This window comes from Pontitalea aquivivens, from assembly GCF_046507575.1.
Lineage (GTDB): Bacteria > Pseudomonadota > Alphaproteobacteria > Rhodobacterales > Rhodobacteraceae > Pontitalea > Pontitalea aquivivens.
Window position 1 is genome coordinate 140,362 of sequence record NZ_JBKFEY010000002.1, and the last position, 25,733, is coordinate 166,094.

General features: G+C 63.6%; 21 protein-coding genes. 11 read left to right on the forward strand and 10 right to left on the reverse strand.

Annotated elements, in window-relative coordinates; translation table 11 throughout:
• The first annotated feature begins 15 nt into the window (after positions 1-15).
• Complete coding sequence (locus ACK8OU_RS04255; RefSeq protein WP_410302146.1) at positions 16-774, forward strand: TSUP family transporter; 759 nt, start codon at positions 16-18, stop codon at positions 772-774.
• A 21-nt stretch (positions 775-795) separates the two neighbouring features.
• Here ACK8OU_RS04255 and ACK8OU_RS04260 read toward each other — a convergent pair whose 3' ends face one another.
• Complete coding sequence (locus ACK8OU_RS04260; protein WP_410302147.1) at positions 796-1,785, reverse strand: asparaginase; 990 nt, start codon at positions 1,783-1,785, stop codon at positions 796-798.
• Positions 1,786-1,951: 166 nt separating this feature from the next.
• Here ACK8OU_RS04260 and ACK8OU_RS04265 point away from each other — a divergent pair, with 166 nt between their 5' ends.
• Both ACK8OU_RS04265 and rlmN read left to right on the forward strand, forming a co-directional pair.
• The gene (locus tag ACK8OU_RS04265) at positions 1,952-2,476 is read left to right on the forward strand and encodes an invasion associated locus B family protein (protein ID WP_410302148.1); all 525 of its coding nucleotides are present in this window, start codon (positions 1,952-1,954) and stop codon (positions 2,474-2,476) included.
• Between the two features lie 111 nt (positions 2,477-2,587).
• The gene (rlmN, locus tag ACK8OU_RS04270; protein WP_410302149.1) at positions 2,588-3,769 is read left to right on the forward strand and encodes a 23S rRNA (adenine(2503)-C(2))-methyltransferase RlmN; all 1,182 of its coding nucleotides are present in this window, start codon (positions 2,588-2,590) and stop codon (positions 3,767-3,769) included.
• A 73-nt stretch (positions 3,770-3,842) separates the two neighbouring features.
• On the opposite strand, the gene ACK8OU_RS04275 is transcribed toward rlmN, so the two are convergent.
• Positions 3,843-4,652 (reverse strand): LOG family protein, encoded by an 810-nt coding sequence (locus tag ACK8OU_RS04275; RefSeq protein ID WP_410302150.1) that lies wholly within the window; start codon positions 4,650-4,652, stop codon positions 3,843-3,845.
• A 111-nt stretch (positions 4,653-4,763) separates the two neighbouring features.
• Here ACK8OU_RS04275 and dapD point away from each other — a divergent pair, with 111 nt between their 5' ends.
• The 3 genes from dapD (at position 4,764) to ACK8OU_RS04290 (ending at position 7,291) form a co-directional block, all read left to right on the forward strand.
• The gene (gene dapD, locus ACK8OU_RS04280) at positions 4,764-5,591 is read left to right on the forward strand and encodes a 2,3,4,5-tetrahydropyridine-2,6-dicarboxylate N-succinyltransferase (RefSeq protein ID WP_410302151.1); all 828 of its coding nucleotides are present in this window, start codon (positions 4,764-4,766) and stop codon (positions 5,589-5,591) included.
• The gene (locus tag ACK8OU_RS04285; protein WP_410302152.1) at positions 5,584-5,946 is read left to right on the forward strand and encodes a hypothetical protein; all 363 of its coding nucleotides are present in this window, start codon (positions 5,584-5,586) and stop codon (positions 5,944-5,946) included. Before dapD ends, ACK8OU_RS04285 begins: the two co-directional genes overlap by 8 nt.
• Before the next feature lie 178 nt (positions 5,947-6,124).
• On the forward strand, positions 6,125-7,291 hold the full coding sequence (locus ACK8OU_RS04290; protein ID WP_410302153.1) for a lytic murein transglycosylase: 1,167 nt from the start codon (positions 6,125-6,127) through the stop codon (positions 7,289-7,291).
• Positions 7,292-7,300: 9 nt separating this feature from the next.
• Here ACK8OU_RS04290 and ACK8OU_RS04295 read toward each other — a convergent pair whose 3' ends face one another.
• Positions 7,301-10,243 carry an FG-GAP-like repeat-containing protein gene (locus ACK8OU_RS04295; protein ID WP_410302154.1) on the reverse strand — a complete coding sequence of 981 codons (2,943 nt, stop codon included), beginning with the start codon at positions 10,241-10,243 and terminating at the stop codon, positions 7,301-7,303.
• A 130-nt stretch (positions 10,244-10,373) separates the two neighbouring features.
• Positions 10,374-11,168 carry an ABC transporter permease gene (locus ACK8OU_RS04300; protein ID WP_410302155.1) on the reverse strand — a complete coding sequence of 265 codons (795 nt, stop codon included), beginning with the start codon at positions 11,166-11,168 and terminating at the stop codon, positions 10,374-10,376.
• A 144-nt stretch (positions 11,169-11,312) separates the two neighbouring features.
• On the opposite strand from ACK8OU_RS04300, the gene ACK8OU_RS04305 reads away from it, so the two are divergent.
• The 4 genes from ACK8OU_RS04305 (at position 11,313) to ACK8OU_RS04320 (ending at position 15,659) form a co-directional block, all read left to right on the forward strand.
• A complete protein-coding gene (locus ACK8OU_RS04305) occupies positions 11,313-12,485 on the forward strand; it encodes a sugar transporter (RefSeq protein ID WP_410302156.1) in 1,173 nt (390 codons plus the stop codon).
• Between the two features lie 3 nt (positions 12,486-12,488).
• Positions 12,489-13,157, forward strand: coding sequence for an ABC transporter ATP-binding protein (locus ACK8OU_RS04310; RefSeq protein WP_410302157.1), 669 nt, complete (start codon positions 12,489-12,491; stop codon positions 13,155-13,157).
• A gap of 13 nt (positions 13,158-13,170) precedes the next feature.
• Positions 13,171-13,935, forward strand: coding sequence for a glycosyltransferase family 2 protein (locus ACK8OU_RS04315; RefSeq protein WP_410302158.1), 765 nt, complete (start codon positions 13,171-13,173; stop codon positions 13,933-13,935).
• Positions 13,936-14,060: 125 nt separating this feature from the next.
• Positions 14,061-15,659: a stealth conserved region 3 domain-containing protein gene (locus tag ACK8OU_RS04320; protein ID WP_410302159.1), complete on the forward strand. Its 1,599-nt coding sequence runs from the start codon at positions 14,061-14,063 to the stop codon at positions 15,657-15,659.
• Here the strand turns inward: ACK8OU_RS04320 and ACK8OU_RS04325 are convergent.
• The 5 genes from ACK8OU_RS04325 to ACK8OU_RS04345 all read right to left on the reverse strand — a co-directional run bounded on the left by ACK8OU_RS04325 (position 15,623) and on the right by ACK8OU_RS04345 (position 23,486).
• Positions 15,623-18,274, reverse strand: coding sequence for a CDP-glycerol glycerophosphotransferase family protein (locus ACK8OU_RS04325; RefSeq protein WP_410302160.1), 2,652 nt, complete (start codon positions 18,272-18,274; stop codon positions 15,623-15,625). The two genes, ACK8OU_RS04320 and ACK8OU_RS04325, sit on opposite strands and share 37 nt — an antisense overlap.
• Positions 18,275-18,814: 540 nt before the next feature.
• Positions 18,815-19,681, reverse strand: coding sequence for a DMT family transporter (locus ACK8OU_RS04330; RefSeq protein WP_410302161.1), 867 nt, complete (start codon positions 19,679-19,681; stop codon positions 18,815-18,817).
• Between the two features lie 101 nt (positions 19,682-19,782).
• Complete coding sequence (locus ACK8OU_RS04335) at positions 19,783-20,070, reverse strand: HU family DNA-binding protein (protein WP_250041156.1); 288 nt, start codon at positions 20,068-20,070, stop codon at positions 19,783-19,785.
• 135 nt (positions 20,071-20,205) lie between these two features.
• Positions 20,206-21,687, reverse strand: coding sequence for an AMP nucleosidase (locus tag ACK8OU_RS04340; RefSeq protein ID WP_410302162.1), 1,482 nt, complete (start codon positions 21,685-21,687; stop codon positions 20,206-20,208).
• Positions 21,684-23,486, reverse strand: coding sequence for an adenine deaminase (locus ACK8OU_RS04345; RefSeq protein ID WP_410302464.1), 1,803 nt, complete (start codon positions 23,484-23,486; stop codon positions 21,684-21,686). The genes ACK8OU_RS04340 and ACK8OU_RS04345 overlap by 4 nt, the downstream gene beginning before the upstream one ends.
• Positions 23,487-23,577: 91 nt before the next feature.
• On the opposite strand from ACK8OU_RS04345, the gene ACK8OU_RS04350 reads away from it, so the two are divergent.
• A complete protein-coding gene (locus tag ACK8OU_RS04350) occupies positions 23,578-24,432 on the forward strand; it encodes an SDR family oxidoreductase (protein ID WP_410302163.1) in 855 nt (284 codons plus the stop codon).
• On the opposite strand, the gene ACK8OU_RS04355 is transcribed toward ACK8OU_RS04350, so the two are convergent.
• On the reverse strand, positions 24,423-25,658 hold the full coding sequence (locus tag ACK8OU_RS04355) for an MFS transporter (protein ID WP_410302164.1): 1,236 nt from the start codon (positions 25,656-25,658) through the stop codon (positions 24,423-24,425). The two genes, ACK8OU_RS04350 and ACK8OU_RS04355, sit on opposite strands and share 10 nt — an antisense overlap.
• Positions 25,659-25,733: the final 75 nt, after the last annotated feature.

The window sequence follows — 25,733 nt, forward strand, 5'->3', positions numbered from 1 at the left end:
TGCCCGGAGCCGCCCATGTTTGAAGTCTCATTCGAGATTGCGTTGTTGCTGATCGCCGCCGCCTTCGCTGCGGGGTTTGTCGACAGTATCGCAGGCGGGGGCGGGCTGATCACGCTGCCGGTACTGTTGCTGGCGGGGGCAAGCCCGCTGCAGGCGCTGTCCACCAACAAGGTGCAGGGCGTCTTTGGCGCGGCCACGGCGGCGCTAAGCTATGCGGCTTCGGGGCATGTCAGGCTGCGCAGCCAGATCGGGGCGGCGGCGCTGGCCTTTGTCGCGGGTCTGGTGGGCGCGCTTCTGGTCAGCGTGCTGCCGACCGAGGGGCTGCGGCTGGGCCTGCCGGTCGTGCTGATCGGTATCGCGGCCTTCTTCGCCTTCAAGAAAGGACTGGACGATACCGACCGTCATCAACGCATCACACCGGCAGCCTTCACCGCCTTTGTCGTGCCGCTGATCGGCTTTTATGACGGGCTGATCGGGCCGGGCGCGGGGGCGTTCTACATGATCGGCTTTGTCACGCTGGCCGGCTATGGCGTGCTGAAGGCCACGGCGCATACCAAGCTGTTGAATTTTTCTTCGAATCTGGGCGGGTTGATCGCCTTTGCCGCGATCGGGGCGCCCTGGTGGGTGACAGGGCTGGCAATGGGGCTGGCACAGGTCGCGGGTGCGCGCATCGGATCGCGGCTGGCGATGCGGGTGGGCGCGCGGGTGATCAAGCCGCTGCTGGTCATCACCTCGACGGCGCTGGCGCTGCGGCTGATCTGGCAGATGATCTGATCGCAGGACCCGGGCGGACCATCAGCCAAACCCATGCGCCAGGCGCAGTTCGCCGGTTTCGATCCCGCGCCAGTTCTTTTGTTTGCCGCTTAGCAACCTTGTGACCACCGGGTGGGTCGGCGCCAGCGCGCCCAGCCTGATCAGAAGCGCCGTGATAGCCGCTTCTGATGCCCGGGTGCCGCCGTCCAGGATCTTCAGCGCAATTCCGCGCCTTTGATCGGGCAATATGGCGACAAAGACCGCCTCGGCCCCGGTCTTGACCGCGACACGGCCCCCCATGGCGCGCATCAGCCCGGTGCAGGCACGACCCTCGCCCGCGACCATTTCGGGGAAGGCGGCCATGGCGCGCGCCAGCCGCGCGGCGGCGGCCTCACGCACGGGGCCATCGGGGTTTGCGGCCGCGAAGAACTGCATCGCGCGGGCAAGGCCCGACAGGGTGCAGGCGAAATTCGGGGCCGAACAGCCGTCAATGCCATACCCGGCCGAGCTTTCGCCGGTAACCTCTTCAAAGGCGGCCTTCACCGCGCGCTGGACGGGATGGTCCAGCTCGACATATTCGGGGCCCGCGCGCAGATGCCGGCCCAGCGTCAGAAAGCCCGCGTGTTTGCCCGAACAGTTGTTGTGCAACTGGCAAGGCGCGGTGTCCGAACAGGTCAGCGCCTTGTTGGCGGCCTTGTCCTGCGGCATGTGCGCACCACAGCGCAGGTCGGCCTCGCCCATGCCAAGCGCGCCCAGCCAGTCCGCCACCGCATCGGTATGGATCGCCGCGCCATTGTGGCTTGCGCAGGCCAGTGCCAGTTGCCGGTCAGACAGCCCCGCCGCCGCCGCGGCCCCGCTTTCCAGCAGCGGCAGCGCCTGCACCATCTTGCACGACGACCGCGGAAAGATCACCGCCGCCGGATCGCCCCAGGCGGCCTCGATCCCGGCGGGACCCCAGATCACGGCATGGCCCCGATGGACGCTTTCCAGCATCCCGCCCCGCCACAGCTCGATCATGTCCACCGCTGCCATTGTCTGCCCTCCATGCGCGAAATCCTGCCCGGGGGGTTTCCCCTTGCGGCACATTTGCGTTATCACTTGGATATCGAGTTGAAATGTGCCGCGCCATTCTAAAAAAGGAAACCGTGAAGGTTCCGCAAGGCGGGCAGAGGCAATTGGCAGCTGGAGGCTGTGAACCATGAAAGACTTCGTGCAGCGCGCCCTGGGCGCCGCGCTTTTCGCCGGATCGCTGGCCATCGGGCCGGTCGCGTCGGCACAGGATGCAGCCCGCGTCGCCGCGAATACCGACTGGAGCGTTTTTGTCGGCGACAGCCCCAAGGAATGCTGGGGCGTCTCGGCCCCGAAGGAAACGGTGAACACCCGTGACGGGCAGCCCGTCGCGGTGCGGCGCGGGGATATCCTGTTGTTCGTGACCTATCGCCCCGGCGCCGGCGGCGAGGTGTCGTTCATCGGCGGTTATCCCTTCGCGGAAGGATCGACCGTGGAACTGGATGTCGGCGGCAGCAAGTTCACCCTGTTCACGCAAGGCGAAGGCGCCTGGGCCGGATCGCCAGAAGACGACACCAGGATCATCGCCGCGATGAAGGCGGGGTCAGAGGCCGTGGTCACCGGCCGTTCGGGCCGGGGTACGCAGACCAAGGACCTTTTTTCCCTGCTGGGTTTTACCGCGGCCACCCAGGATGCCGAAACCCGCTGCAAATAATCTGCGCCCGTGCGCAAGGGGGCCCCGGGTTTCCGGGGCCTTTTTCATTGCCTCTAGGTTTTGGCGCGCGAATCCCCTATATGCACGGCTTGCCCCATCCCCGAGAGACCGATGACCGACGCCACCGCCCCGATCACGCAAGACCTGCTGACCATCCCGCGCAAACTGCCCGAGGGGGATCGGCGCAACATCGTGGGCCTGACCCGCGACCAGCTGCGCCTGGCGTTGATTGAGGCGGGGACGCCCGAAAAACAGGCCAGGATGCGCGTGGGGCAGATCTGGCAATGGGTCTATCACTGGGGCGTGCGCGACTTTGCCCGGATGACCAACCTTGCCAAGGATTACCGCGCGCTGCTGGCGGATAAATTCGTGATCCAGGTGCCGGAACTGGTGTCCAAACAGGTCTCGATGGATGGCACGCGGAAATATCTGGTGCGGATCGCCGGCGGGCATGAGGTCGAGGTGGTCTACATCCCCGAGGAAAGCCGCGGCACGCTGTGCATCAGCTCGCAGGTGGGCTGCACGCTGACCTGTTCCTTCTGCCACACGGGCACGCAGAAACTTGTCCGCAACCTGACGGCGGGGGAAATCGTGGGCCAGGTGATGCTGGCGCGCGACGATCTGGGGGAATGGCCCAAGCCGGGCGAGCCCAAGGATGAAACGCGCCTTGTGTCCAATGTCGTGCTGATGGGCATGGGCGAGCCGCTGTATAACTTTGAAAACGTCCGCGACGCGATGCAGGTGGTGATGGACGGCGAGGGCATCAGCCTGTCGCGCCGCCGGATCACGCTGTCCACCTCGGGCATCGTGCCGGAAATTGCGCGCACGGCGCAGGAAATCGGCTGTCTGCTGGCGGTCAGCTTCCACGCCACGACGGATGAGGTCCGCGACCGTCTGGTGCCGGTCAACAAGAAATGGAACATCGAAACCCTGCTGGCCGCGCTGCGCGACTATCCGCGCCTGTCCAACAGCGAACGGATCACCTTCGAATATGTCATGCTCAAGGGCGTGAATGACAGTGATGAGGATGCGAAACGTCTGGTCAGGCTGATCCGCGGCATCCCCGCCAAGATCAACCTGATCCCGTTCAACGAATGGCCCGGCGCCCCCTATCAGCGCAGCGACTGGGACCGGATCGAGGCCTTCGCCGACATCATCTACAAGGCCGGTTACGCCAGTCCGATCCGCACCCCGCGCGGCGAGGATATCATGGCCGCCTGCGGCCAGCTGAAATCCGCCACTGAACGTGCCCGCAAGTCGCGCGCCGAAATTGCGGCCGAAGCCGGGCTGTGATCGTCACGCGCCCTGCTTCTTCTTGGCAAAAATACTCACATAAATCCCCCGGCCACCCGCGCGCGGGCCGGGGTCAGTCGCAGCCGTAATCCCAGCCGTCGATGATCGCCACCGCCTCTTCTGCGGTTTCGACAAAACTCAGCAGGTCCAGATCCTCGGCCGAGATCGTTCCGGCCTCAACCAGCGCCTGCCAGTTCACGACTTTTTCCCAGAACGCGCGCCCGAACAGGATGAAGGGCACCCGCTTCATCCGGCGGGTCTGGATCAGGGTCAGGCTTTCAAACATTTCGTCCAGCGTGCCGAACCCGCCCGGGAAGATGCAGATGGCCTTGGCCCGCATCAGGAAATGCATCTTGCGGATCGCGAAATAGTGAAAGTTGAAACACAGGTCCGGCGTCACATAGCCGTTGGGCGCCTGTTCATGCGGCAGCACGATGTTCAGCCCGATGGAATGGCCGCCCGCCTCATGCGCGCCGCGGTTGCCGGCCTCCATGATGCCGGGGCCGCCGCCGGTGACCACGACATCCTCGCGCCCATAGGTTTTCAGGCTGCGTTCGGTCACAAGCCGCGCCAGCTTGCGGGCCTCGTCATACCATTGTGCCAGACCCTCGGCCTTGCCTGTCTGCCCGGGTTCGGGAATGCGGGCAGACCCCATCAGCACGACGGTCGTTTTCACCCCGCGTTCGTCCAGCACCATCTGCGGTTTCAGAAGTTCCAGCTGCAGCCGCACCGGGCGCAGTTCCTCGCGCATCAGGAAATCGGTGTCCAGGAACGAAAGCCGGTAGGCCGGTGCGCGCGTCTGTGGCGTATCTGGCACGGCCTCGGCGGCGCGGGCATCCTGATGGCTGTCGCGGAACGGATGGCTGCGGGTGTCGTCTTTCATCGTCGTCCTTTCGGTCCGGGCGCCCGCGCCGGATTGCGCGATGGCCTTCTTCCAACTATAGGCTGATCCCCGACAAAACCACATGAAACGCGCCAGAGCAAAGGGGACACCATGTCGAACGCCGCCCTTGAAACCGCCATCGAAGCCGCCTGGGAGGCGCGCGATACGATCACCCCCGCCACCAAGGGCGAGGTCCGCGATGCGATCGAATCCACCCTGCACGCGCTGGACCAAGGCGTCCTGCGGGTGGCCGAACGTCAGGCCGACGGCAAATGGCATGTGAACCAATGGGCGAAAAAGGCGGTGCTGCTGGGGTTCCGCCTGAAGGACATGGAGGTCCAGACCGGCGGGCCGCAGGGCGGCAGCTGGTGGGACAAGGTTGACAGCAAGTTCGCCCATTGGGGCGAGGCGCAGTGGAAGGCCGCGGGTTTCCGCGCGGTGCCCAATTGCGTCGTGCGCCGATCCGCCTTCATCGGCAAGGGCGTGGTGCTGATGCCGTCCTTCGTGAACCTTGGCGCCTATGTCGACGAAGGTACGATGGTCGATACCTGGGCCACCGTCGGGTCCTGCGCGCAGATCGGCAAGAACGTGCACCTGTCGGGCGGCGTTGGCATCGGCGGTGTGCTGGAACCGATGCAGGCCGGCCCCACGATCATCGAGGACAACTGCTTCATCGGCGCCCGGTCAGAGGTGGTCGAGGGCGTGATCGTCCGCGAAGGCTCGGTCCTGGGGATGGGCGTTTATATCGGCCAGTCCACCAAGATCGTCGATCGTGAATCCGGCGAGGTCATGTATGGCGAGGTTCCGGCCGGTTCGGTCGTGGTGTCGGGCACGATGCCGTCGAAGAACGGCGTGAATCTTTACTGCGCGGTGATCGTGAAGCGGGTGGATGCCAAGACCCGGTCCAAGACCTCGATCAACGAGCTGCTTCGTGACTGATACGCCCGAAAAACCCAGGGAAAAGCGCCCCCAGCAGGTTTACACCCTGCTGGTCGAGGTGGGCCGGTCCAAGGATGACGGTCTGCCCAGGGGCGCCACCGGGGCGGGTCTTTTGTGCTATGCCAGCGGCGTCGACGAGGCCGAGGCGGTGCGCGAAACCGTGGCGATCCTGAAGCAGGCCGATCTGGCGCCACTGGATGTGACCGGCTATGGCACGATCGCGGAACGCGAAAAGCAGGGTCACGAAATCGACGTCGAAGAACGCGTCCTGATGCAGCGCGCGCTGGATGAAAATTCGGTGATCGTGGCCCAGCTGACGCCGTTTTTCGGCAAGGATCATCCGAAGGTGCAATGATGGGCCAATGGTGATTTGCCTTCCCCGGATCGCTTGCTACACTTGTGCAAAAAGCAAAGGCAGGCAGATCGTGAAACAGGCAGTCAAGGCAGCATCCATCACCATTCTTGCGCTTTCGGGGCTGACCGCCTGTGCGGCGCCCACGGAATCGCCCCGTCCCCTTGCCAAAGGTGCCGTCATGCAGTCCGCCGTTGACCCGATCCCCGCTGCATCGGCCGAGGCGCAGCGCGGGCTTGAAGCATGGGCGGCGGCGTTCAGGCCACAGGCCCTGTCGGCCGGGATTTCCGAAGCGACCTGGAACCGCGCGATGCGTGACCTGCGCTATAATCCCCGCGTCATTGAACGCGACCGCAGCCAGGCGGAATTCACCAAGGCGATCTGGGAATATCTGGATAGCGCCGTTTCCGACACGCGGATCGAAAACGGTCGGGCGATGATGACGCAATACGGGCCGACCCTGCGCGCGATCGAGGCGCGCTATGGCGTCGAGGCCGAGGTGGTCGCCGCCGTCTGGGGCATGGAAAGCAACTATGGCAAGAACCGCGGCACCATGCAGATCATTCCGGCGCTGGCCACGCTGGCCTATGATGGGCGGCGTGGCGCGTTCTTTTCCGAACAGCTGATCGCGGCGCTGAAGATCATTCAGGCGGGGGATGTGGACCCGGCGCATATGACCGGAAGCTGGGCCGGCGCGATGGGGCATACGCAGTTCATCCCGACGTCTTACCTGTCTTTCGCGGTGGATTTCACTGGCGACGGGCGGCGCGACATCTGGTCGGATGATCCGACCGATGCGCTGGCCTCGACCGCGGCCTATCTGGCGCGTTCGGGTTGGGTCAAGGGGCAGCCCTGGGGGATCGAGGTGCAGTTGCCGCCCGGTTTCAACTATGCGCTGGCGGGCAAGAACGTGAAGAAATCCCCCGCCGAATGGGCGGCGCTGGGTGTGCGCGGTGCTGACGGCGCCGCGGTGCCGGATCGGTTTGGCGCGGCCTCGATCCTGCTGCCGGCGGGCGCGCGGGGGCCAGCCTTGATGATCTTTTCCAACTTTACCGCAATTTCACGCTATAACGCGGCCGATTCCTATGTGATTGGCGTGGGCCACCTGTCGGATCGCGTCCGCGGCAAGGGTGCGTTCCGCGCCCCCTGGCCGCGCAGTGACCGCGCGCTGAGCGTGGCTGAACGCAAGGAATTGCAGGAACGGCTGAGCGCGCGGGGCTTTGACACGCAAGGTACGGATGGCAAGATCGGGCCCAACACCATTGCGGCGATCGAGTCCTTTCAGCGCGCGAACGGCATGACACCGGATGGCTATCCCTCGGTTGAGCTGCTGAACCGGCTGCGTTGAGCGACCGGTTCAGAACAGGAAATCATCGGCGTCAAGCGTTGTCAGCAGAACGTTCTGCAGGATCAACTGGTCGGCACTGGCGCTGATCACCACATCTTCGCCCACCTGCTGCATCGCTGCGGCAACATCGGCAAAGCTGGAAAAGGCGGAATGGCCCGAAAAATCGATTCGTTCCCGCGCGGAAAGCGAGTCGAAATCGGTGATCACATCCTGGCCAAAGCCATCGTGAAAGATGAACGTGTCCTGATCGGGCAGGCCAAACGACAGGGTGATGCCCTGTGATGTGAAGGTGACCACATCCATGATGTCGTCGCCATCGATGTCACGAAACAGCCGCGGTTCAAGGTTCTGCCCCAGCCAGTCGCCGTGCAACGGTGCGCTGAACTCGCGGACCTTGTCGAAGGTGCCATTCCCCAGCGACAGGGCGATCCGCATCGTGTCGCCCGTGATTCCCAGGATATCGGCAAACCCGTCGCCATTGAAATCGGCCACGATGCGCTGCTGCTTGTCGAAATCGGTCCAGCTTTGCTGGACGGAAAAGTCCTGCAGCACCATGCGCGCGGGGCCAAAACTGCCCGGTTCGGCCAGCGCGACAAAGACGCCGCGTGCGCCAAAGCCGATGATGTCATCCATCCCGTCGCCGTTCACATCGGCCAGAATACGGGGGAAACGGTTGTTGTCTATCCAGCCCTGCACCGCGCCGAAATTGTTCAGATAAAAGGCGGTTTTGGTGAACCCGCCCTCGGCCATGCCCAGGGCAACAAAGGTTCCACGGGTGCCAAACCCGACAAGATCGTCAATGCCGTCCCCGTTCACATCACCAACCGCGCGGGTCTGGACGGCCAAACTTTTCCAGCCCTGGTTCACCCCCAGATTGGCCTCGGCAAAGCGGGCGGGTTCAAAGCTGCCCGAGACGGTGCCGTAGGAAACGTACACACCCCTGACGCCAAAGCCCACGACATCGTCGATGCCGTCACCGTTGAAATCCCCGACCATGCGCGGAAACTGGTCAAAGCTGGTCCAGCCCTGGTTGCGACCGAAATTCGCGATCATCAGGCTGGCCGCAGCGGTGCCGTTGTCGGGGTCAAGCGTGCTGACATAGGCGCCCCGTATCCCGAAGCCGATCGCGATGTCGCCCTGTGCGGACTGGGCCAGCAGGCGGGGGTAGACCTCTTGCGAGACCCATCCCCCGGCAAGGCGGCCGAAATTCGCCAGCAACAGACCTGGCGCGGTCAGGGTCAGCGTGCCCCCGGTCAGCACGTCATTGCCGGGGCCGCCGTCCAGCGTATCGTTCCCTGCGCCGCCCAGAAGCGTGTCATTGCCGTGGCCGCCTGTCAGAATGTCGTCCCCGGTTGCGCCAGGCAGGTTCTGGTCGACGATGTCCTCGGGCATCGGGGCAACGGGTGGCTCGTCTGGCGGGGGGGTGAACAGGCTTGCCCAATCCAGGCCCGGGGTATAGCGCGCGATGGGAAACTGGATCGCGGCGGCAACGGCGGTCTCGGACAGGGGGGTGCCCTGCATCGTTTCGATCCGCACCTCGGTGCCCAGAAAACGCAGCGTGGCACCAGAGGCCGTCGGGACAATCTCAAGCTGTGCCGCCGACCGCAGCAACGGCATCCGGGTCAGGTCGATGATATCCGTGCCGGGTTCAAAATCCATGATCCGGTTGCTGCGACCGTTCAGCGACAGATCAAACCGATCGGCGCCCGCACCGCCCCAAAGCGTTGCCGTGCCGCCCCCGGATGCAAGGATGTCGTCGCCCGCGCCGCCTGCGATCTCGACCGCCGCGGCACCGCCCATCAGAATATCATTGCCGGTGCCGCCCGTGATGCGGGTCTGGCCGGGTGCGGCGACCTGTGTCACGCCGCCCGGGCCGGGGTCCAGCATCAGCTGGGTGATCCCGGCCTCGCTTTCGCTGCCGGCAAGGATCTGGACGATGCCTTCGGGTCCGACCCAGACCGCCAGCGCGGACAGATCGGCCAGGGTCATCTGGGCCGTGTCGCTGACCGTCGTGCGATAGTGAAGCTGCCCGCCGGGCAGCAGCGTGAACAGCGACAACCCGCCATCGCCGCCGCCTGCCAGGACATGCATCTGTTCGCCCACGGCAAAGCTGCGCAGGACGCTGACCTGTGCAAACCGGCTGGTCAGGCTGTCCACGATGTGATCGACCGGCACCAGTTCCCCGCTTGGCCGCACCTCAAACACGGTCAGGGACGAACTGACGCTGGCGCCCATGATCGCGTAGGTCTTGCCGTTCAGCTCAGCCGTGACCAGCGCGCTGGGTGCGTTGAAGCCGATACCGGATTCCATCGCAACCTCATGCGCGTCGCCAAGCGTTCCATCGGGCCGGATCGGCAGGCTGCGCAGGACATTGCCCCCGGTCGATGCGGCAAGCAGGATCGGCTGGCCATCGCTGAACACCGTTTCCAGCAGGTTGAACCCATGCGCCGCGTTCCCGCCGGCCTCGGCCACGGGGGCAGGCGCGCCCGTGCCCGTCAGACGCAGTACCTCGGGCGTCAGGGTGTTGGTGCGGGCGGCATAGATGTAGGTGGTCGGGCCAACGCTGATCTGTGCCGTCGCAAGCAGACCGTCGAAGGAAAGCCCGGACAGATCGGCGTTGGCCTGTCCCCCCAGCGTGCCATCGCTGCCCAGATGCCAGGCATTCGGCACGGCGGTATTCAGCCCCGTTGCGATCACCAGCGCCCCCGGGCCGGTCGTCAGCAGTTCGACCTGTGGCGGGGTCAGATGCGACAGACCCGACAGCATCTGCCCGCCCAGAAAGACGGGCGCCGCCCCCACATCCAGACGAAAGCTTGATACCCCGCCACCAAGGCCGGTCGTGCCCAGCAGATAGACCCCGTCACCCGGCAAGACGACCTCAAGATCCGTCAGTGCGGAAACATACCATTCCACGCCCGCAAGCAGCGTGGCGCCATGCCAGAACCTTGGCATCCCCAATCCCCATTCCCATGCACCCCCGTGCAGGGCTGAGGCTAGGCCGCGAGTCTTACCCATTTCTCAACACGGGCGGCCCGGGCGATACAGACTTCTTACAATTTGTCCGACATGCCGTGCGTTGCGGTCATTCCAGAAAGTCCCGGTATTTCAGGCGCACCAGCAACATTCCGATCAGCCCGAAGATGGCGGCGAACAGCATGATATAGAGAACGCTGATATAATTGCCATTGTAGGTGATGTAGAACCCGTCGCGCACCAGCCCGACGGTGTGCAGCAAGGGGTTATACCAAAGGATGTCCTGCCCCACCGGGGGCAGGTTGTCATAGGTGAAGAAAATCCCCGAAATGATGAACAACGGCCGCGTCAGAACCCACCAGGCGCGTTCCCAGACCGGGAAATCGGTCATCAGGTAGCAGTTGAACACCCCGACCCCAAAGCCCAGCAGTCCCGCGGACACAAAGCCCAGGATCGTGCGCGGGATATCGGGGTGAAGGTTCGGTTCGAACAGCAGCCCGATCCCGCCCAGCAGCAGCGTGGCGACCACGAAATGCGTCAGCAGTGTCAGGAAGAACCGTGCCAGAAGCGCATCGACATAGGTCACCGCAGGATAGTTCAGCAGCGGGCGCGAGAATTTGATCGCCGAAGACACCTTTCGTGACATGTCGTTGAACAGCATGAAGGGCAGATAGCCGGTGGCGTAGAACAGCCCAAAGCTCTTGCCCATGGGTGGTGCGGGAAAGGCCAGCGAAAACAGCAGGGTCAGGATCGCCACCGCGCCGATCGGTTCGACCAGCGCCCAGACATAGCCGCCTGGCGACCGGCCATAGGTCGTCGCCATTTCGCGCATCATCAGGGCTGCGATGGTCCTGAAGGTGCGGAACTGCCGGTTCGGTCTGTCCTTTTGGGTGGCGGCGGTCATCGGGCGATCATGGGGTGGGGCAGTTGTTACTGGCGTTGCAGGCTGTCGTTATGTAATCAACGGCCAAGTCGCACAAGCCATAGCCGATGCGAGGGACCATTGACAGACCAACAAAAGACGGCGGATGCGGATCGCGGGGGGCGCATGACGCAGGCGGTGGGCAATGGGCAGGAAACGGCCCTGGCACGGCTTTCCGGCCCGCTTCGGCGCGCCTTGGGCCGGTCGCGCAATGTGGTGCGCAGCACCTTTGTGATGTTTGTGGCGCTGCCGCTTGTGCTGTCGGCGGGGTATCTGTGGTTCTGGGCGTCGGACCAATATGCATCAACGGTGGCGTTTTCGGTCCGCAAGGAGGAATACAAATCCTCGCTTGATGTGCTGGGCGGAATTCCGCTGCTGTCGGGTTCGATGATTTCGGACAGTGACATTCTGGATGATTTCCTGCGCAGCCAGGAACTGGTCGAGAAACTGGATGCCAGGCTTGACCTGCGCCGGATCTATTCGGGGAACTGGCCGCGCGATCCGGTGTTCGCCTTGGACCCCGACGGAACGATCGAGGATCTGCACGACCACATGCGCCGCAACATCCGCGTGGCCTATGACAAGGCGACGGGGCTGATTGCGCTGCGGGTTCTGGCCTTCGATCCGCAGGATGCAAGGCTGGTGGCGCAGACGGTGTTCGACGAAAGCTCGGAGATGATCAATGAGCTGTCGGCGGTGGCGCGCAATGATGCGACGCGTTTCGCGAAAGAGGAACTGGACAAGGCGTTTGCCCGTCTGCGTGCCGTGCGCCAGGAACTGACCCGTTTCCGCACCGAAAACCAGATTGTTGACCCCACCGTCGATCTGCAGGGGCAGATGGGGGTTCTGGCTTCGCTTCAGGGCCAGCTGGCTGCCGCGATGATTGAACTGGACATGCTGCCGTCGGGGCTGCGACCGGATGACACGCGCATCGTTCAGGCGCAGCGCAAGATCGACGTGATCCAGACCCGGATCGAGGAAGAGCGCGCCAAGTTCGGCGAAGGCGGCGCAGGTCCCGGCGGCGCGCTTTACGGCGAGATGATCGCGCGCTTCGAAGGGCTGAGCGCGGATCTGCTGTTCGCGGAACAAACCTATCGCGCGGCACTGGCCGGGTATGACATGGCCCAGGCCGAAGCGCGCCGGCAATCGCGTTATCTGGCCGCCCATGTGCGCCCGACGCTGGCCGAATCGGCGCAGTTTCCGCAACGCTGGACCTTGCTGGGGATCATCGGGTTTTTCCTGACGATGATCTGGGCCACCGGCATTCTCATCTATTTCAGCATCCGGGACCGACACTAGGCGATGATCCGGCTTGAGAACCTGTCCAAGATCTATCACGTCAAGGGGCAGCGCAAATGCGTGGCCGACAGGGTGAACGCGGTCTTCCCGTCGGGTGTTTCGGTCGGGCTTCTGGGGCGCAACGGGGCGGGTAAATCGACGCTGCTGCGCATGATTGCCGGAACCAGCAAACCGACCGATGGCAGGATCGTCTCGGACGGGTCGATTTCCTGGCCGGTGGGGTTTTCGGGCAGCTTTCACGGCGATCTGACCGGCGCGCAGAACACCCGGTTCGTCGCGCGGGTCTATGGCGTGGATGCCGACTATCTGGTGGATTATGTGCGCGATTTTGCCGAGCTGGGAATGCATTTCCAGCTGCCGGTGCGCACCTATTCGTCCGGTATGCGATCGCGTCTGGCCTTTGGCGTGTCGATGGGCGTGCGCTTTGACACCTATCTGGTGGATGAGGTGACCAGCGTGGGCGATGCGAATTTCAAAAAGAAAAGCGAGGCCGTGTTTCTGGAACGGATGCGCATGGCCGGGGCGATCGTGGTGACGCATTCCATGCCGATGATCCGGCGGATGTGCACCATGGGCGCGGTTCTGGAGGGCGGCAAGCTGACCCTGTTTGACGATATCGATGCCGCCATCGCGCAGCATGAGGCGAACCTGGCCGCGGCCTCGGCGGGTTAGGGTGGGGGCGGCGATGGACTTGATCGAAGCGCCCGTTCTGACCATTGCCTATTCGACGCTGTATCATCGCGCCGTCAACATCCGCCTGCCCGCGCCCCGGCCGGGCATCGAGATTCTGGTTCTGGTGCAGGGCGCGCCAGCCGATGCGCCGCCCTTGCATCAGCGCCTGGACCTGAAAGAGTTGCACCTTGACGGCACCGGCGTGGCACGTTCGCGGAATGCGGCGATTGATCATGCACACGGGCGCTATCTGCTTTTTGCGGATGATGACATCGACGTCCTGCCCGAAGGCGCTGCCGCATTGCGCGCGGCGCTGGATGCCGACCCGGACCTGACGCTTGTTGCCGGGCAGACCTGCGGGCCCGATGGTGCGCTGCGAAAGCGATTTTCCCTGCGCGCGCAGGCACTGGGCCGGCTGAACAGCGCCAAGACAGCAACCTATGAAATGATGTTGCGCCTGGCCCCTGTGCGCGCATCTGGCCTGCGCTTTGACGAGGCGTTTGGCGCCGGAATGCCGAATTTCATCGGCGATGAATACATTTTCGTGACCGATCTGCTGGATCGCGGCCTGAAGGCCCGGTTCGTGCCGGTTACGGTTGCCATCCACCCAACCGCAAGCTCGGGTCTGCGCTGGTCCGGCCCCGCGCCTATGCGGGCGCGCAAGGCGCTGTTCCGGCGGGTTTTTGGCCGGATCTGGCCGATCCCGGCGACGCTTTTCGTGTTGCGCAACTGGCGGCGTGTTGAACGGGTGACGGACCTGCGCCATCTGTTCCTGTAAACGCCTTTGCCCGGGGGCGGCGTGCTTGCTTTTCCTTGTATTGGGGGTGCTGTATCGTCCCTCTCGTCCGGGTCCGCGCCCCTTTCGTGGACCCGGGCATTGTTTATGATGCGCCGGAGGCTGGATTGAGCCGTTTCAGATCGACCTTGGGGTTCGCACGAACCGGGCGGCTGGCCCGGCTTTGGTCCTATCTGCGGGTTTCGGTCGAACAGCCCCAGCTTCTGCAAGAGGCAGCAGCGCGCGTTCTGCAAAGCCGCCGATCGCAGCGCGCAAGCCTGCGGGCTGCGGCACAGCGGCCAGAGGTGGGACCCATGCCGCTGGTCGAGGCCGCACGCGCCGATGTCGTCCTGTCACGGCTTGCCAGCGGTTTTCCCGTTCTCGTTCTGGAAATGGGGGAAGATGGGCAAAGCTGCGGGCTGGCTGAAAAGGATTTTGCCCTGGCGCTTGGGGCGTTGCACCAGCTTGTCCCTGGCCTGCAGATCACCGCGCAAGGCCGCATCCTGCATCCGCGCGCGCCACGAAAGGCACTGCAGATCGGGCGGGTGCTGGCGACCTTGCCCCCGGCACCCGGTGCCCGGGCGCGTGAACGGCTGTGGATCGAAAGCTATGAACGGCGCGGCCCAGGTGACTGGCTGTCGCGTAACGGCGAAAATCGACAGGCACGCGCGCTGTTCACCGACATCCTGGAAACGCCCGGTCTGCACCGGATCGACGACATTCTGGGCGCGCCAACCCTTGCCGCGCAGGCCCGGCATGACCCGGTCGATGTGGTCTTTACCTGGGTGAACCACGATGACCCGGACTGGCAGAAACAGTATCGCGCGCACCGGCCCGACGCGGAACTGTCCGGGCCGGGCAGTGCTGACAGCGCCGCCCTGTCGCGCTTTCACAGCAATGACGAATTGCGGTTTTCGCTGCGCTCTGTCGCGCGGAACATGGATTGGGCGAACCGGATCTTTGTCTTCACCAATTGCGCCCCGCCCGATTGGTTCGACCCGGCGCAGCAACGGCTGGTCTGGGTGCCCCACGACGCCGTGATCCCCGCGCCCTTCCTGCCCACATTCAATTCCCATGTCATCGAATCCTTCCTGCACCGCATCCCGGGGCTGGCAGAGCGGTTCGTGTATCTGAACGATGATGTTTTCATCGGCAGCCGGTTGCCAAAGGCGACGTTCTTTGCCGAAAACGGGATCAGCCACGCCTTTCTGGAAAGCTATGGCATGGTCAGCGGGCCTGCCGTTCCCGGCGACCCGGATTACCGCAATGCCGCCCGCACCTCTGCCGCGCTGATCCGCGAGACGCTGGGCTTTGCGCCAACCCGGCTGCACCTGCATGTGCCCTTTGCACTTCGCCGCGACGTGCTGGCCGAAATCGAACAGCGATTTGCAGGCCCGATCGCGGCGATGCGGCAAAACCGGTTCCGCGCGATGGGTGATCTGAACATCCCCAGCTTTCTTTATCACCATTATGCCATCGGAACCGGTCGTGCGCTGCCCGCAGCGATCAAGACCCTGCTGGTGAAAAACCATGACATCCGCTGGCGCGCGCGGTTGGCCGCGATCGCGCACGATCCGCCGCAGACCTTTTGCCTGAACGAAGGCGGGGCCGCCCCCCCCACCCACGCCTGGCACCGCAAAGTGCGGCATGTGCTGGGACAGGTCTATCCCGAGCCCGCCCCGTGGGAACGTCAGTCCGGGCGGTCCAGGGACAGGATCGCATCATAGATGCGCTGGCAGCATTTGCCATCGTGATGGGGGAAGGTGGCGGTGCGCCGGGCGGCATATTCCGGGGCTTCGCGCCCGGACACAGCATCCCCGATGGCGCTGACCGCCGCATCGACCGTTGTCAGAACGGGGCCAAAGCCATCACGGCGATAGTCGAAATAGCCACGCTTATAAATATGCGCGCCGTCAAAGACCGAATCTTCGTCGAACTGGAAATAGATCACCGGGCGGTTCAGATAGGCGGCATCGAAGGCCACCGATGAATAATCGGTCACAAGGGCGCAACTGTTCGCGAACAAATACTGGTAAGAACCGTCCTTTTGCGGGTCAAACAGGCGAATGTGGTCTGCCAGGGGGAAATCCTGCAGATACATCGCCATTGCCGGATGCGGGCAAAAGACGATTTCCAGATCATTCGCTTGCACAATCTGGTGCAGGCGGTCTGATCGCAGGACTGCGCCCCACGCCTGCGCATAAGCGGTATCGGTGAAATCATCAATCTTGCTGCGGTTTTTTGCGCTTCCCGCGGTTTCCACCGTCAACGACCGTCGCCATGTCGGCATTATGGCGATGAACCGTCTGGCCCCGGGATGGCGCAAAAGCCCATCGTGCCGGGCCATTCCTGTCAGCGCCACTTCTTTTTTTGAAACCAGATAAGGTCCTTTCGGATCGGTGATCGCCGCATATTCCCGGTCTGACGATGTAACAAGTAGCGAAATCGGTTTCGTATTCAGCCAATCCGACAGGTCATTGTGAATGACCCCGTGCTGCAGGAAAACGAACCGATAGTTTACTATATCCTGCACTTTTGATTTCTCGACCGGCCAAAGCAGGTGGTGGTCTGCATGGGATGACACGAAAAACTTTGCATTCAGCAGCGCCGTGACATGTTCATCGGAATCCAGCGCCAGAAGCTTGAATCCATCGCGCGCCAGCCTGTCCCAATCGGTGGAATTGCGTGCCAGCGCAAACCAGGCGTTCTGCACGGCGCCGATTTCCATCATGTAACGATAAAGGTGTTCGGCATTGTCATCTGCCCGGTCGGCGCGGTCCATCAAGATCCATGCATCACGAAATCGGGCCTGAACCTCGGGTGAAAGCGCCGCGTTCCGAATACGGCGCAGATCCGCTGACAATCCGCGGCGAACCGGGGCCGGTCGACTGACGGATTGAAGGGTTCCGTAGGACGCGGTGTCGCCGATGGGCCCACCGTGCGGGCGGATGATTGCAATATCGGCCCCCTCGGCGCTGAAGGTCACTGCGGTATCGGGCGTCATGCGCAGCCAGAAACGGTGTTCGCGGAAAAAGACTTCGCCCAGAAAATCGGCCGCGCGCTGCGAGGGATAAAGCTTTTCGACAGGTTCGCCATCAATCAGCGGGATGATGTCGCGTGCGACTCCGGGTGCGTCGAGATAAGCGAACTGCACCATTGATTTCGCCGGATCAACCTGCCGCAGGTAAATCCGTTGCACAGGCCGCGCCTTACCCTTGTACATTGCATAAAGCCCGACGCGGTGTTCCTCGGTGCAGCCAGCAAGCTCGAACGTATCAATTGTATCGCAGGAAATATGGTCGAGGATCTGACGCAAAAGAGCTTTGAATTCGGAGACCTCTGTGGGGGACAGGAAATCGGCCCTGCTGGCGTTGTTCAAAAGGTGGCGAAATCGCCACATTACTTCATAAAGACATATCCGTTGGATGAAGTTTGGGATACTTCCGCGCACTTCAACTGAAGTCTTGATCAGCTCCATGTACCCATGTCGAAGCTGATCGAGATACCAGCGCCGATCATTCCGCGATTGATCCAGAAGCGAGGATTGGTTGCGCCGTTTCCTGTAATAATAGATTGCACTTGGTAAGAAGACAATGCGAGCATCGGTCTCCCTAACAAACAAGCTATTCGTAAAATAGGCATCTTCAAAGGTAGGTGCAACCTTGGAAGGGAATTGAATGCCATGCTTGCGAATTGTATTGTGGCGAAACCAAGTGCTGTTGGTGTGAAGAATGAAATGGTCGTCACACTCTGTTGTTGATCTCCAAGTTATTCCTTTGGAAAACCGTTTGCGAAGCGGATGACTGTTTCTGTATTTTTCTTCGGCTTCGTAATAAAAAACGATACTCGCGGCCACGGCAATGAGATTTTCCCTTCGGAGTCCGTCGATTGTGGCCCGGATTGTGCGAATATAATCGTCTTTTAAGAAATCATCCGGATCGGGGAAACTGATCCAGTCGCCGGTTGCCAGCTTCATGCCGGCATTGCGTGCTGCGGCGACGCCCTGATTTTCCTGTTCGATATAACGGAACAGATCTGGCCGGCGCGCGACCCATTGCTGGATGATCGCGCCTGATCGGTCGGGGGATCCGTCATTGACGAAGATCACCTCCAGGTTTTTCAGCCCGCCCCGCTGGGCCAGGATGCTTTGGATGAAGTCATCCAGATAGGGTTCGACCTTGTAGACAGCGACGACCATTGAAAATCGCTGTGGGCGGGCGAAGCGCACCGCGATCTCGTCCGGGATGTCGCGGTTTTTTGTAAACCGCCACAGCGCCATCAGCGCGGGTGAGGACTGGACAATCCGGCGGAGCAGGGGGATGCGTTTCAAACGGTCAATCATCAATGCAACTTTCATCAAACGGTACACGGCGCGCAGGATCCGTGCCCGCGCGCGGCGACAAGGTCAAGCGCCCGGTGCAGGATAGCCGCCCGGGATTGGCTGTGGACAGGCCCCGCGTTTGGCCGGCAACCGCCTTTGGCTGAATTTCGCCGTTTCACCCGGCGCCGGGTGATTCCGGTCGTGCCGTCGGTGAACCCGTCATTGACAAGGATCACCCAAAGGTCCGCCGGACTTCGTTTCAGGGACAGGACGTTTTGGATGAAGTCGGGCAGATAATCCCCAACGTTGCAGCAAGCGACGCGCATCGGGAACCGCTGCCGCCGCGCAGATCGCTGGGCGATTCCAAGGCGCGGCCCGCCGTTCTTGGACCGCCGTCACAACGACAACGGCATTGGCAAAGACCGGACAATGCGCCGTGCATTTTCAGAAAGTTCATGGTCTTTCCGACGGCGCCATCTTTGGTTTCACGATGCGAATGCGTCTGGCGTTCTGTCAATGTGTTGGTTTGGGTCGATGCTTGCCCGGTCACCGCCGCAGGGGTTAGCGCGCGGCCTTTGACAATTGCACCGCCAGGATACCACCCGTGATTACGACCACGCCCGCCAGGTCAGGCCAGCCCAGCCGTTCGCCCAGAACGATGGCGGCGATGGCGACGCCCAGAAACGGGTTCAGAAAGTGGAAGGTTGCCGCCCGGACCGCGCCGATCCGGCCGACAAGCTGAAACCAGACCCAGGTCGCCAACACCCCCGGCACCAGCGTGGTATAGGCAAAGGCGCCGATCAGGCGCGGGGTCCAGGTGACGGTGATGTCTTCCAGCGCCGCCGAGGCCAGTGCCAGAACCGCCGCGCCGACAAACATCTGCAGGCCGACGATCATCATCACATTGCCGCCTGATGCCGCCCCGCGTACCGACAGCGTGGCGACCGTCAGCGCCAGCGCCGCGACAAGGCACAGTGCCAGCCCCAGCGGATCAACCCCGCCCGACAGCCGCGCGCCCATGATCAGCGCCACCCCAATGGCACCCGCCAGCAGCCCCGCCAGCCCCAGTGGCCGCACCCTTTCGCCAAAGACGATCCAGCCGAAGAATGCCACCATCAACGGCATCGACGAGGCGATGATCGACGCGACAGACGCCTCGACCCATTGCATCGCCACGAAGTTCAGGCCCAGATACAACGCGTTCTGGCACAGGCCAAAGATCAGCGTGGCATGCCATTGCGCCCGGTTCAGCCGCCAGCTTTGCCCCAGCGCCAGCGCGATGCCCACCCCGATCACGCCTGATATCAGAAACCGCGCCGACAGGGCCGCCAGCGGCGGCGCATCGGCCACGATCATCCGCGCCGAGGTGAAGGCCGAGGACCACATCAGCGCAAAGGCCAACCCCATGCCGATGGCGCGAATGTCCATGTTTCCCCCCGCCTGACAGGCGGCATGGAAAAGGGCCGCCCCGATTGCCCGGTGGCGACCCTAACCGATCAGCGCGCGCCCGCAAGGGGCGCGGCCAGAAATCAGCCGTTCACGCTGTCCTTCAGGACCTTGGCGATCGTGACCTTGACCTGCTTGTCCGCCGGCTTCGTCATCGTTTCGCCGGTCGCGGGGTTGCGGACCTGACGTTCGGGGCGTGCCTTGCAGGACACCTTGCCGATGCCCGGAAGGGTCACCGCGCCGCCAGCGGCGACTTCGCGTGCGACCACCGCGGCCACGGCGTCCAGCGCCGCGGTTGCGGTTTTCTTGTCCGAACCCATTTCCTCGGCGAGGGCCGCGACGAGCTGGGTTTTGGTCATCGGTTTCGACATGTCTCACATTCCTCTCGTTCGCCCCGTTTCGCAGGGGGTCGTTTGTGCCGCCTGAAAAGGCCTGATGCGCCTGTAACACACGCTTTTGCTGGGCAAGGCAAGCCTTTTTAGCCAAGCCCCCCGGATTTCCCGGCGTCACAGGAAGGCTGTTTCCTCAAAGCTGCGCAGCTTGCGGCTGTGGATGCGTTCAATCGGCATGTCACGCAGTTTTTCCATTGCCCGGATGCCGATCAGCAGATGGTTGGCCACCTGGGTGCGATAGAATTCGGACGCCATCCCGGGCAGCTTCAGTTCGCCGTGCAGTGGCTTGTCGGAAACGCACAGAAGCGTGCCATAGGGCACCCGGAACCGGAAACCGTTTGCGGCGATGGTGGCGCTTTCCATGTCCAGGGCGATGGCGCGCGACTGGCTGAGCCGCTTGACCGGGCCGGACTGGTCGCGCAGTTCCCAGTTGCGGTTGTCGATCGTGGCGACGGTGCCGGTGCGCATGATGCGCTTCAGCTCATACCCTTCCAGCCGTGTGACTTCGGCCACGGCTTCCTGCAGGGCGATCTGGATTTCCGCCAGCGCCGGGATCGGCACCCAGATGGGCAGGTCGTCATCCAGAACATGATCTTCGCGCAGATAGGCATGTGCCAGCACGAAATCGCCCAGCTGCTGGGTGTTGCGCAGGCCCGCGCAGTGCCCCACCATCAGCCAGGCATGCGGGCGCAGCACCGCGATATGGTCGGTGGCGGTCTTGGCGTTTGATGGACCCACCCCGATATTGACCAGCGTGATCCCCTGCCCGTCGGGGCGTTTCAGGTGATAGCTGGGCATCTGCGGCATCTTGGCCAGATGTGGCAGTGGCTGATCGGGGGCGGTGATGACCGCATTTCCCGGACCCACGAATTCGGTATAGCCCAGCGCCGGATCGGCCAGCATCCGCCGCGCCACCGTCTCGAATTCATCGACATAGAACTGATAGTTGGTGAACAGCACATGGTTCTGGAAATGATCCGCCGCAGTGGCCGTGTAATGCGCCAGACGGGCCAGCGAATAATCCACCCGTTGCGCGGTGAAGGGGGCCAGATGACCCGAACCGTCCGGGTTGGGCATTGCCTCGCCGTTCACGATATCGTCGTTCATCGTGTTCAGATCGGGCACGTCAAAGACATCGCGCAGCGAAAAATCCAGCACACCTTCCTGCGGCACGCTGACCTCGGGGCGGGTGGCCACCGCGAAATGCACCGGGATCGGTGTGTCGGAAATGCCCACCTGTACCGGCACACCGTGGTTGCGGATCAGGTGGCCCAGTTGCTGGGTCAGGTAATTGCGGAACAGATCGGGCCGGGTGATCGTGGCCGTATAGGTGCCGGGCAGCGGCACATGGCCAAAGGCCAGCCGGCTGTCGGCCTTGCGGTGCGAGGTGACGGTCATCCGTACCTCGGGGTAAAAGGCCCGAAACCGCGCGGCGGCGCGGCCTTCGGCCAGCGCCGTGTTGAACCGTTGCACCAGAAAATCCGTCGCCTCGGCATAAAGCATTTCCAGCCGTGCCACGGCTTTGGCCGCATCGGTGAACAGTTCGGGGTCGTGATCATGCGGGGTCAGGGTCGTCAGCGTATCAAAGGCGTTCATTGGAAAAGATCCGTCAGTTCAAAGCGTGTCACATCGACCAGCCCCAGATCCGAAATCCGGATTTCGGGGATGACGACAAGGGCCAGAAGCGAATGCTGCATATAGGCGTTGTTCAGTGTGCAGCCACAATCCGCCATCGCCGCGACCATGCGGCTGGCGGCCTCGGCCACCTGCACGGCCGGCGCGTCCGACATCAGCCCCGCGATCGGCAGCGGCACGGCGGCGATTTCGGCCCCGTCCTTCCAGACGCTGATGCCGCCGCCCATCTGCCCCAGCCGGTTGGCGCAGGCGGCCATCATCCCGGGGTCGGTGCCCACGACGATCATGTGGTGGCTGTCATGCGCGACGGTTGACCCTATCGCCATGCGCCCGCGATAGCCAAACCCCGAGACAAAGCCGTTCACCACCCCGCCGGTTCCCCGGTGCCGTTCGACCAGCGCGATCTGGGCGATGTCGCGGGTGGGGTCGGGGTCAACCCGGCCCTCGGTCACCGGCAGTTCGGCGGTCAGCGCCTTGGTCGGAGCCTGATTTTCCACCACGCCAATCACCCGGGCGGTGACGGTCTTGGCACCTTCGGGCGCGGCGATGCGGAAATCCGCGGCACTCAGCCGCTTGCCCAGATGCACCGTCTGGCGCGCGCTTTCGGGCCAAGGGTAGTGCGGGCAGTCGGCCAGCCGCCGCCCGCCTTCGGCCACAACCTTTCCTCGCGCGATCACCAGATCAACCGGCAGGGTCCGCAGGTCGGGGGTCAGGATCACATCGGCCCGCCGCCCCGGCGCGATGCTGCCCAGTTCGCGGTCCAGACCGAAATGGGTGGCGGTGTTGATCGTGCACATCTGCAAGGCCACCAGCGGATCGGCACCGCAGGCCACCGCGTGGCGATAGACGCGGTTCATGTGGCCGTCCCTTACCAGTGTGCCGGAATGGCAATCGTCGGTGCACAGGATAAATCCGCGCGGGTCCAGCCCCTTTTGCGTGACCGCCGTGATCTGGCTTTCCACGTCATACCAGGCGCTGCCCAGCCGCAGCATCGCCCGCATGCCCTGACGTACGCGCGCAACCGCATCGGCCTCGGTCGTGCCTTCGTGGTCATCCGCCGGGCCGCCCGCCGCATAGGCGCGGAACGGCGCGCCCAGATCGGGGCTGGCGTAATGGCCGCCGACCGTCTTGCCCGCTGCCTGCGTTGCCGCAATCTCGGCCAGCATCCTGGGGTCGGCATGGATCACGCCGGGGAAGTTCATCATCTCGCCCAGGCCGATGATCCCGGGCCAGGACATCGCCTGCGCCACATCCGAAGGCGTGATTTCATACCCTGTCGTCTCCAGCCCGGGGGCCGAGGGCGCGCAGGATGGCATCTGGGTGAAGATGTTGATGGGCTGCATCAACGCCTCATCATGCATCATCCGCACACCGGCAAGGCCCAGCACATTGGCAATTTCGTGCGGGTCGGTGAACATCGTCGTGGTGCCATGCGGGATCACGGCGGCGGCGAATTCGGCCGGGGTCAGCATGCCGGATTCGATGTGCATGTGTCCGTCGCACAGGCCCGGCAGCATGAAGCGGTCCTGCGCCTCGATCACCTGCGTGCCGGGGCCGATCGCGGCGGAAAGGTCAGGGGCGATGGCGGCAAAGCGGCCCTCGGCAATTGCGATGTCATGGTCGTCCAGCACCTCGCGCGTGTGGACATTGACCCATTTGCCGCCGCGGATCACCAGGTCCGCAGGCGCCCGGCCCGCGGCGACGGCGATCAGGCGCGGCGCGGCCTCGGGCCAGGATTTCACTATATTCTTCGGTTCCATGGCCAACCGTGCCACCGCGCCGATGGGCATGCAAGTGACGTTGTGATGAACCGCGCGGGCGGCTATCGTCGGGGCAACGAAAGGCGGTGCGATGAAAACCCTGCTGTCCCTTGGCCATGGCTATTCCGCCCGCGCGCTGGCGCGGATCCTGATCCCGCGGGGCTGGCGCGTGATCGGCACCACCCGCAGCGCGGCCAAGGCCGAGGCTCTGCGCGCCGAAGGGGTCACGCCGCTGGTCTGGCCGGGCCAGGCCCTGGCGCCTGCGCTGGCGCAGGCCACCCATCTGCTAAGTTCAATCGCGCCGGGCAACAGCGATCCGGTGCTGGCGACCGAGGCCGAGGCGATCACCGTCGCCGCCCCGCATCTGCAATGGGCGGGCTATCTGTCCACCGTGGGGGTCTATGGCGACCGTCAGGGCGGCTGGGTGGATGAAGACACACCCCTGGTCCCCAGCACCGCACGCGGCCAGGACCGGGTCCGGGCCGAGGCGGAATGGCAGGCGCTGGCCGCCCGCGCCGGTCTGCCGCTGCACATCTTCCGCATCGCCGGGATCTACGGTCCCGGCCGCGGCCCGTTTGAAAAGGTCCGCGACGGCACCGCCCGGCGGATCGTCAAACCCGGGCAGGTGTTTTCCCGCATCCATGTGGACGATATCGCGCAGGTGCTGGCCGCCTCGATCGCGCGGCCCAATCCGGGCGCGGTCTATAACCTGTGCGATGATGAACCCGCCCCGCCCGAGGATGTTCTAAGCCATGCGGCCCATCTGCTGGGCCTGCCTGAACCGCCCGCCGTGCCCTTTGATGCAGCCGCGATGACGCCGATGGCGCGCAGCTTCTATGCGGAATCCAAGCGCGTGCGGAACGACCGGATCAAGACCGAGCTGGGCGTTCGGCTGCGTTATCCCGACTATCGGGCGGGGCTGCGCGCGCTTCTGGATCAGGCCTGAGCCACCTGCATCGGCCGTTCCCGGATCGGCAGATGCACAATGGCCGAGAACGCGCCAACGCCCACGCCGACCCACCAGACGATCGTGTAGTCGCCGTAGATGTCATAAAGCTTGCCGCCCAGCCAGACGCCCAGAAAGGCCCCGATCTGGTGCGACAGGAAAACAAATCCGTAAAGCGTGCCCATGTAGCGCAGCCCGTAGATATGCGCGACCAGCCCCGAGGTCAGTGGAACGGTCGCCAGCCACAGTGCCCCCATCACCAGCGAAAAGATCAGCACGCTTGCCGGGGTCATCGGCAGCAGGATGAACACTGCCGCCGCGATGGTACGCCCGGTGTAGATGCCGGCCAGCAGGTATTTCTTGCTCCATTTCCGGCCTGCCCAGCCGGCGTAGATCGTGCCTGCGATATTGGCCAGGCCGATCAGCGAAATCGCCACCGCCCCCAGCGCCGAGGTGGTGGAAATGCCAAGCGCCGCCAGCATGCCCGTTGGGTCCACGGCGCCGCACATTTCGGTTACCATGGCGGGGAAATGCGCGGTAATGAAGGCTAGCTGATACCCGCACGAGAAAAAGCCCAGGAAGATCAGCGTGTAGGACGGATCGCGAAAGGCGCGGTTCAGAACCGTGCCCATGCTTTCCTCCAGTTCGGCCCTGCTGGCCACGGTGGGGGTGCGCATCATCGGCAGGGCAAACAGCGACAGCAGGATCACCGCGGCAAAAATCAGGAACACCGTCTGCCAGGGTATATAGGCCAGCATCATCTCGGCCACCGGCGCGCCAAAGACCTGCCCTGCCGACCCCGCCGCCGTGGCGATCCCCAGTGCCAGCGAGCGGTTGTGATCGCTGGTCGCGCGTCCCACCACCGCAAGGATCACGCCAAATCCGGTGCCCGCAATGCCAAAACCCACCAGAATTTCCAGCAGCTGATGATGCAGCGGCTGCGTGGCGAAAGCTGACAGCACCAGACCTGCGGCATACATCAGCGCCCCCACGATGATCGCCCGACGATCGCCAAACCGTTCGGCCAGCGCGCCAAAGATCGGCTGCCCGATGCCCCAGGCCAGGTTCTGGATCGCGATGGCCAATGAAAATTCCGCCCGCGGCCAGTTGAATTCCTCGGCGATGGGGATCTGAAACACCCCAAAGCTGGCGCGCACGGCAAAGCTGAGCATCAGGATGATGGCACCGCCGATCAGGACGGGTGTGAACAGGCGGTTCTGGGTCATTGCGGGCTCCGGCGTTGAGCGCGCAAGATTCCCGCAGGCACCCGGCGCGTCAATAGGCGCGATTGTGTCCGGCAC

Excerpts from the sequence above, each read along its gene's own strand:
- ACK8OU_RS04355 (WP_410302164.1), bottom strand. The coding sequence starts at position 25,658 with ATGACCCAGAACCGCCTGTTCACACCCGTCCTGATCGGCGGTGCCATC.
- ACK8OU_RS04260 (WP_410302147.1), bottom strand. The coding sequence starts at position 1,785 with ATGGCAGCGGTGGACATGATCGAGCTGTGGCGGGGCGGGATGCTGGAA.
- rlmN (WP_410302149.1), top strand. The coding sequence starts at position 2,588 with ATGACCGACGCCACCGCCCCGATCACGCAAGACCTGCTGACCATCCCG.
- ACK8OU_RS04295 (WP_410302154.1), bottom strand. The coding sequence starts at position 10,243 with ATGCCAAGGTTCTGGCATGGCGCCACGCTGCTTGCGGGCGTGGAATGG.
- ACK8OU_RS04255 (WP_410302146.1), top strand. The coding sequence starts at position 16 with ATGTTTGAAGTCTCATTCGAGATTGCGTTGTTGCTGATCGCCGCCGCC.
- ACK8OU_RS04345 (WP_410302464.1), bottom strand. The coding sequence starts at position 23,486 with ATGGAACCGAAGAATATAGTGAAATCCTGGCCCGAGGCCGCGCCGCGC.
- ACK8OU_RS04330 (WP_410302161.1), bottom strand. The coding sequence starts at position 19,681 with ATGGACATTCGCGCCATCGGCATGGGGTTGGCCTTTGCGCTGATGTGG.
- ACK8OU_RS04310 (WP_410302157.1), top strand. The coding sequence starts at position 12,489 with ATGATCCGGCTTGAGAACCTGTCCAAGATCTATCACGTCAAGGGGCAG.
- ACK8OU_RS04290 (WP_410302153.1), top strand. The coding sequence starts at position 6,125 with ATGCAGTCCGCCGTTGACCCGATCCCCGCTGCATCGGCCGAGGCGCAG.
- ACK8OU_RS04325 (WP_410302160.1), bottom strand. The coding sequence starts at position 18,274 with ATGATTGACCGTTTGAAACGCATCCCCCTGCTCCGCCGGATTGTCCAG.
- ACK8OU_RS04340 (WP_410302162.1), bottom strand. The coding sequence starts at position 21,687 with ATGAACGCCTTTGATACGCTGACGACCCTGACCCCGCATGATCACGAC.
- dapD (WP_410302151.1), top strand. The coding sequence starts at position 4,764 with ATGTCGAACGCCGCCCTTGAAACCGCCATCGAAGCCGCCTGGGAGGCG.
- ACK8OU_RS04335 (WP_250041156.1), bottom strand. The coding sequence starts at position 20,070 with ATGTCGAAACCGATGACCAAAACCCAGCTCGTCGCGGCCCTCGCCGAG.
- ACK8OU_RS04265 (WP_410302148.1), top strand. The coding sequence starts at position 1,952 with ATGAAAGACTTCGTGCAGCGCGCCCTGGGCGCCGCGCTTTTCGCCGGA.
- ACK8OU_RS04275 (WP_410302150.1), bottom strand. The coding sequence starts at position 4,652 with ATGAAAGACGACACCCGCAGCCATCCGTTCCGCGACAGCCATCAGGAT.
- ACK8OU_RS04350 (WP_410302163.1), top strand. The coding sequence starts at position 23,578 with ATGAAAACCCTGCTGTCCCTTGGCCATGGCTATTCCGCCCGCGCGCTG.
- ACK8OU_RS04305 (WP_410302156.1), top strand. The coding sequence starts at position 11,313 with ATGACGCAGGCGGTGGGCAATGGGCAGGAAACGGCCCTGGCACGGCTT.
- ACK8OU_RS04315 (WP_410302158.1), top strand. The coding sequence starts at position 13,171 with ATGGACTTGATCGAAGCGCCCGTTCTGACCATTGCCTATTCGACGCTG.
- ACK8OU_RS04300 (WP_410302155.1), bottom strand. The coding sequence starts at position 11,168 with ATGACCGCCGCCACCCAAAAGGACAGACCGAACCGGCAGTTCCGCACC.